The sequence below is a fragment of the Acinetobacter sp. YH12227 genome (assembly GCF_013417785.1).
GTDB classification, from domain to species: domain Bacteria; phylum Pseudomonadota; class Gammaproteobacteria; order Pseudomonadales; family Moraxellaceae; genus Acinetobacter; species Acinetobacter gandensis.
Genome location: NZ_VPDH01000052.1, coordinates 21,372 through 28,397 on the forward strand (window position 1 = coordinate 21,372; position 7,026 = coordinate 28,397).

The 7,026-nt window shown below is 41.4% G+C and carries 5 protein-coding genes; 3 read left to right on the plus strand and 2 right to left on the minus strand.

All coding sequences use genetic code 11. From position 1 onward, the window contains the following. The first annotated feature begins 115 nt into the window (after positions 1 to 115). Both FTV09_RS11940 and FTV09_RS11945 read left to right on the plus strand, forming a co-directional pair. Positions 116 to 1,369, plus strand: coding sequence for an exonuclease SbcCD subunit D C-terminal domain-containing protein (locus FTV09_RS11940; protein WP_373685030.1), 1,254 nt, complete (start codon positions 116 to 118; stop codon positions 1,367 to 1,369). Between the two features lie 9 nt (positions 1,370 to 1,378). Continuing rightward, positions 1,379 to 4,978, plus strand: a complete 3,600-nt coding sequence (locus FTV09_RS11945) for an AAA family ATPase (protein WP_180058443.1) — start codon at positions 1,379 to 1,381, stop codon at positions 4,976 to 4,978. Positions 4,979 to 5,050: 72 nt separating this feature from the next. Here the strand turns inward: FTV09_RS11945 and FTV09_RS11950 are convergent, their stop codons facing one another. Continuing rightward, positions 5,051 to 5,740, minus strand: coding sequence for a YggS family pyridoxal phosphate-dependent enzyme (locus FTV09_RS11950; RefSeq protein ID WP_180058444.1), 690 nt, complete (start codon positions 5,738 to 5,740; stop codon positions 5,051 to 5,053). A gap of 125 nt (positions 5,741 to 5,865) precedes the next feature. On the opposite strand from FTV09_RS11950, the gene FTV09_RS11955 reads away from it, so the two are divergent. Continuing rightward, complete coding sequence (locus tag FTV09_RS11955; RefSeq protein WP_180058445.1) at positions 5,866 to 6,903, plus strand: type IV pilus twitching motility protein PilT; 1,038 nt, start codon at positions 5,866 to 5,868, stop codon at positions 6,901 to 6,903. Between the two features lie 14 nt (positions 6,904 to 6,917). Here the strand turns inward: FTV09_RS11955 and FTV09_RS11960 are convergent. Further along, a partial coding sequence (locus tag FTV09_RS11960) for a zinc ribbon domain-containing protein (protein ID WP_180058446.1) occupies positions 6,918 to 7,026 on the minus strand: 109 nt, incomplete at its 5' end.

A 7,026-nucleotide genomic window follows, 5' to 3' on the forward strand; every position in this document is an offset into this window, starting at 1 on the left:
TTGTAACAGTCGAGAATGACTTAGTTTGACGTATGAATGATTAATCGCCCTCGAAAAAGTGATCATCTGTGATACTTTAGAGCCCAATCAATTTTTTTGATTTTTGGGGGCTTGCATGACTGTTCGTTTTTTTCATACTTCAGATTGGCATTTGGGACAATTTTTCTATAACCATTCGCGTGACTACGAACATGAACAGTTTCTCAATTGGCTGCTTGAACAAATAGCACAAAAACAACCACATGCCCTGCTGATAGCAGGCGATGTTTTTGATGTCATCAATCCCGCTTCCAGAGCACAAAAACAACTCTATCAATTTTTAGCAGATGCACATGATCGCGCGCCACACATGCAAACCCTAATGATCGCGGGTAACCATGACTCGGGTTATCGTATTGAACAGGTTGAGCCATTATTAGAAAAATATCAGGCCAAAGCTGTAGGCGTAGTACATAAGAACGCCCAAGGACAGCTCGACTTAGACCGATTGCTGGTGCCTATTTATGATGAACAAAAAAATATTGTGGCATGGTGCCTAACTTTACCTTTTTTACGTGCTGCAGAGATCACCGGATTTAATGAGCAAACCACAAATAGTCAAAATGCCATTGCCTATGTTCATCAGCAATTAATTGCAGAAGCCAATGCACGCAAAACACCAGATCAGGCTTTAATTTTAATGTCGCATGCTCACATGCAAGGCGGAGAAACCTCAGACTCTGAACGCCCCATTATTATTGGCAATGAAGAAGCACTTTCAACTGCAATGTTTGATGATGTGATTGACTATGTAGCACTTGGACATTTGCATAAACCGCAAAAAGTCGGACAAGCCCATATCCGTTATAGTGGCTCACCGATTCCCCTGTCGTTTAGTGAAATTAGTTATAAACACCAAGTGCTTGAGATCAGTATTGACCCGACTCAAAAGGATGAATCGCGCTTTCAAATGCAATCTTTAGCAATTCCGCGCAGTGTGCAATTGCATCGTATCAAAGGCACCATTGCTGAGGTTTTGGCACAATTATCTGCATTAACCAGCGGTGAAATTGAAGAGATTGACCAACGTGAATATGTCGAGATTGAATATCATACCGACACGCCCCCTGCACCCAATTTACGTCAGCAATTTGAAGATGCTTTAGCGCCAAACCGTTATCGTCTCGTACGGATTAGTCGTCGTTATTTAAATACAGATGTAAATGATTCGAAGCAAGCTGCAATTAACCTTGATCCGCCTACACCAGAACAACTATTTCAAAATCTTTGGGAAAAACAAGGGTACGGTGCTGATGATACCGTAATGAAAGATTTTTTAAGTTTGGTGGATGAAGCACAAAAATCACTTGAAGATGATGCGAACGCTTAAGGAATTGCCATGAAAATTTTATCGATCCGTATAAAAAACTTAGCATCTTTAGCGGGTGAGCATTTTATTGATTTTGAATCTGAGCCATTAGCCAGTGCAGGTTTAGTCGCAATTATTGGCAAAACAGGCGCAGGTAAATCGACCATTTTAGATGCCATGTGTTTGGCATTATTTAATAAAGTCCCACGTTTAAAAGACAGTGATGGCAAACTCATCGATGTAGATGGTTCAGAGCTGCCGACCAACTCACCGCAAACAGTATTACGCCGTGGTACAGGTCAAGGCTTTGCTGAGCTCAGCTTTATTGCTCAAGACCAAAAAGTCTATTCTGCACGTTGGGAAATTAAACGTGCCCGTGAAAACCCAAATGGCAAATTACAAAGCGTACAGCGTTCACTGAAATGCTTAACAGATGGCAGTGTCGTTGCGGATAAAACTAAAGCGGTTGAGAGCCAAATTTTACGTATTACCCAGCTCAGTTTTGAGCAATTCACCCGTGCCGTTTTACTGGCTCAGTCAGAAGTGACCGCTTTTTTAAAAGCACGAGATAATGAACGTGGCGAGCTATTGGAATATCTGACCAATTCCAGTATTTTCGGGAAAATTGGTCAATTGGCCTTTGAAAAAACCAAAGAGATTGCTATCCAGCGTAAAGGGTTAGAACAAGCCTGTGGAATAGTTCAAAAAGATATGCTTTCGATTGAAGATTACGCTCAATTGAATACTCAATTTGAAACTGTAAATATTGAATTCCAAACTCTTGACCTAGAACAACAAAAGCTTCAAAAACAACAACAATGGTTTGAGCAAAAGCAAAAGTATGAAACCGAAGCTCAAACACATCAGCAACAGCTGAATATTCAACAGCAACAACTCGATGCGCTTGCACCAGAAAAAGCTCAACTCAGCCAGCTTGAACGCTTTGCTGCGATCCGTACCAGTGTGCAACAACACAAAAGCATTCAGAGCGAAATTGAACAATTAAAAACGCCACTGCAAAAAGCCCAACACGATTTTAATCATGTTGAACAACAATATAACGCTGAAAAATTGGTTTTTGAAAAGATTGAAGCTGAGCAAAAACAGCATACTCAATTTGAAATTCAGCATCAGGATGCTATTAAATTAATCCGTGAACGCATTGCTGAACGTCTAGTTTTAGTGGATCAATTACGCAAAGCCCAAAGTGATTTTAAAGAGATTGAAAATCAACTTAGTCCACATTTAAATCATGAAAATCAACTTAAGCTTCAACTTGAACAACTCAAAAACAATATTGCACAGCATACGGCGCAATTAGAGCATTCAAAGCATTTTACATCTATTGACGATGGCCTCTCCGCGCATCTTGCTCAACTGCAACACTTTATTCAAAGTTATGCAGAATTTGAAAAGACGTATGGCGATGTGCAACAAGCCAATACCCAATGCAAAGCTCAACAAAAACAGCTTGATGAATTAACACTACAGTTTGGCCAAGATGAAGTACTAAATCAAAAAATCACCTCACTTCGAAATGAGCGTGAGCAGTTACTCCAGCAATTAAGTCAGCTCAAAATCATTCAGCCACAATGGCAAAATTTCAAACATATTGATGCAGATCAACGCCAATTAACTGCGTCGTATAACACTTTAACTCAACAAATTTTAGAGCATCAAGCTACCTTCGATCTTGCAGAAAAGCATTATCAGCAACAAAAAACTGCACGTGAACAACTGCAAAAAATCTTGCAACAGCAGCGCTTACTCAATACCGAAAATATTGAAAAGCTCAGATCAGAGCTGATTGATGGTGAAGCATGTTTAGTCTGTGGAAGTACGCATCATCCTTATGCAGAACAAACCAATTTTTCTGATGACTTACTCAAGTTACAAGAACAGCAAGAGCAACAAGCACTGGCGTCTGAAAAGCTTGCATTTGATACCTGTCAGAAACAACAAACAGCGTTAACAGAACTCCGAGCTACTTTAAATGCCAATGAGCAACGCCGTGCAAACCTCAGCCTTCAACAGCAAGCCTTACAAGCTGAACTGGAATCACAGCTTACATCACTGAATATCAACTTCGATTTTTCTGAAGCGCACGATGAACTTACACAGCTTCTTGAAACGCAAAATCTTACGATGCTACAAGTCCAAGAACAGCTTGAAGACACTTTAGCCTCTCATATAAAAGTACAGACACTGCGTCAAACACTGGCAGCTTCTATTCAGCACACCACACAGCATTTATCCAAAGTGCAACAGGCTGAAAATAACATTCAGCATATCCTCAGCCTGCTTAATGATTCAGAAAAGCAAGACTGGCAACAAGCGACATTAAATACAGCAGAACAGATCTATCACGGCTTACAACAACGCCAACAAACGCTAAAAAAATTGAATAATTTGACGGCGCAATACAATCAAGCCCATCAACAATTCGAGCAATGTATACAGCAAGTTAAATTCAGTCAGGAGAAAATCCAATCGGCTAACAAGGCCATTGAAGCACTGAAAATTTCAGGTAAAAAGAATACGGATATTGCGATTCAAGCCATTTTGCATATGACACAAATCACAGTTGAAAAACCACATGAGTGGTTAGCCGAATTTGAGCAAAAAAGTTTGCAACTTAAAAATAAAATTGAACTTGCTCGCCAGCAATTCAATCAAGTGCGCCAATCTTTTGATAACGCACAAAGCTTATTGGACAAATGCCTCACAGAAAATACGCAGCTACACAAGCAGGCTGAGCACAGCAATGTTCAGATTCAACAGTGGCTTGAGCAAAATACAGAGTTTAATCATGCTCTCTTAGAACAACTTAGCATGATTTCACATGAGCAAGAACAGCAGCTCAAACAGCGTATTTCGAAGGTTGAGCGCACGCATGCAGATTTACAGGCAGGCATTAAAACGGTTCAAAATCAGCTCAAAGCGCATTTAACCCATCAACCGAATATTGCATTTGAAGCATTAATACCTACCCTTACAGCACTTGCAGACAACTTGCGAACTTTGGCTGAACAGCGTGATGAAGTAAAACTCAAACTTGAAGTGCATCAGCGTAACGTCGCAAAACAGCAGAAATTTGCAGAGCAAATTCAACAGATCCAATCTGAAGAGCACCGTTGGAATAAAATTTCGAGCTTAATGGGCGATGCAACGGGCAAGAAGTTCCGTGATTTAGCGCAGCAATATAACCTCGATATTTTAATCGAGTATGCCAATCAGCAATTAGCGATGCTTTCTCAGCGTTATACCTTAAAGCGCCTTGAAAACTCATTAAGCCTAGCCATTGTCGATCATGATATGGACGGTGAAACCCGCTCTGTCTCTTCGCTTTCAGGTGGTGAGTCGTTCTTAACGGCCCTTGCTCTCTCATTAGCCATTGCTAACATGGCATCAGGTACGACCAAAATCGAAAGCCTGTTTATTGATGAAGGCTTTGGCACGCTGGATGCCTCAAGTCTGCACATGGTGATGAATGCTCTGGATCAGTTACAAAACCAAGGGCGTAAAGTGGTATTGATCTCACATATTCAAGAAATGCACGAACGAATCCCTGTGCAAATTCAGGTGAATCCTATCGGGGCAGGTGCAAGTCGAATTGAAATCGTAGGTTAAGCTTAAAATAACAGTCCCCCTACCTTTTCTAAGATGAGGGGGCATTACGCAGCATGAGGAAAAATTTTAAAATTACTTTTGCGAATAATCACGCGCGCCAAACAATGCTGTACCTACACGTACCATGGTTGAACCCGCGTTAATCGCATCTTGCATATCGCCTGACATCCCCATACTTAATGTATCCCATTGGTCAGGATTCATGTGTTGTGCTTTAACCTGCTCAAACAACACTTGTGCTTGTTTAAAGGCGTCGATATTTCCTGGTGCAGGGATCACCATCAGTCCACGCAATTGAATATTCGGGAGTTGGCTGATCTGCTTTACCAATTCAGCAACTTCAGCAGGTACACAACCATCCTTACTATCTTGTGCATCTATATTGACTTGCAAACATAGATTTAATGGTTCAGATTGATCTGCTCGTTGACTCGATAAACGCTCAGCAATGATCAGACGATCAACCCCATGCACCCATGCAAATTTCTCAGCCAAATGCTTGGTTTTATTGCGCTGAACATGACCAATAAAATGCCATTCGATGGCTAAATCTGACAATTGTTCAATCTTTTCTAGCGCTTCTTGCAGATAATTTTCCCCAAAAGCACGCTGCCCCGTTTCATACATTTCCCGTAACATTTCAGCAGGATGCGTCTTCGACACAGCAAGCAGAGCCACACTATCACTAGCTCTACCTGCTTGCTTACAAGCCTGAGCCATCTGTTCTAATACCTGATTTCGTGCATCGCGAAGTGTAATCATTGACGAGGTTCTCATTTCATTCATCTTTTTTTGCATTGCCCTGCAACTAACTGTTGGTTAAGCTGTGGGAAAGCCTTATTATTCTATCAAAATAATTAAGATTTAATTTTTATCTCGGGGATTTTATGGACATTACAGAACTATTGGCATTTGCTGCCAAAAATGGCGCGTCGGATTTACATTTATCTTCAGGTATGCCACCGATGATTCGTGTGGATGGTGAAGTACGCCGAATTAACTTACCTTCACTTGAGCATAAAGAAGTTCATAAGTTAGTTTATGACATTATGAATGACAAGCAACGTCGTGACTATGAAGAGAAACTCGAAACCGACTTTTCTTTTGAAGTCCCAGGGGTTGCACGTTTCCGTGTGAACGCATTTAACCAAAACCGCGGTGCTGGTGCTGTATTCCGTACCATTCCTTCGAAAGTTTTAACCATTGAAGATTTAGGCATGGGCCAAATCTTTAAAGATATCTGTGAATATCCTCGTGGTATTGTTTTAGTCACAGGCCCTACCGGTTCGGGTAAATCAACCACGCTTGCAGCGATGGTCGACTACATTAACGACAACCGTTATGACCATATTCTAACAGTCGAAGATCCAATCGAATTTGTACATGAATCTAAAAAATGCTTGGTGAACCAGCGTGAAGTACATCGAGATACTCACGGCTTTAACGAAGCACTGCGTTCTGCACTGCGTGAAGACCCTGACATTATCTTAGTCGGTGAGATGCGTGACCTTGAAACGATTCGCCTAGCCTTAACCGCAGCAGAAACAGGTCACTTGGTATTCGGTACACTGCATACAACCTCTGCAGCAAAAACTATTGACCGTGTAATTGACGTATTCCCTGCCGAAGAAAAAGATATGGTTCGTGCCATGTTGTCTGAATCATTACAAGCGGTTATTTCTCAGACACTGTTAAAGAAAAATGGTGGTGGTCGTGTGGCTGCACATGAAATCATGATCGGTATTCCTGCTATCCGCAACTTGATTCGTGAAAACAAAGTCGCACAAATGTATTCTGCAATCCAGACCGGTGCAAACTATGGTATGACTACGCTAGATCAAAGCCTGAAGAACCTTGTTGCCAAAGGTATTATTAGTACACAGACTGCACGGACTGCAGCGAAGCAACCAGAATCTTTCTTTTGACATCCTCACCTCCCTTAAACGGAGGTGATTCCTACAGCTAGACGCTTATGCCCAAGCGCAAGAATGTTCATGGCACTATTTAAGTCCCTATCGTGAGTGACACCACACTCACATGACCATTCT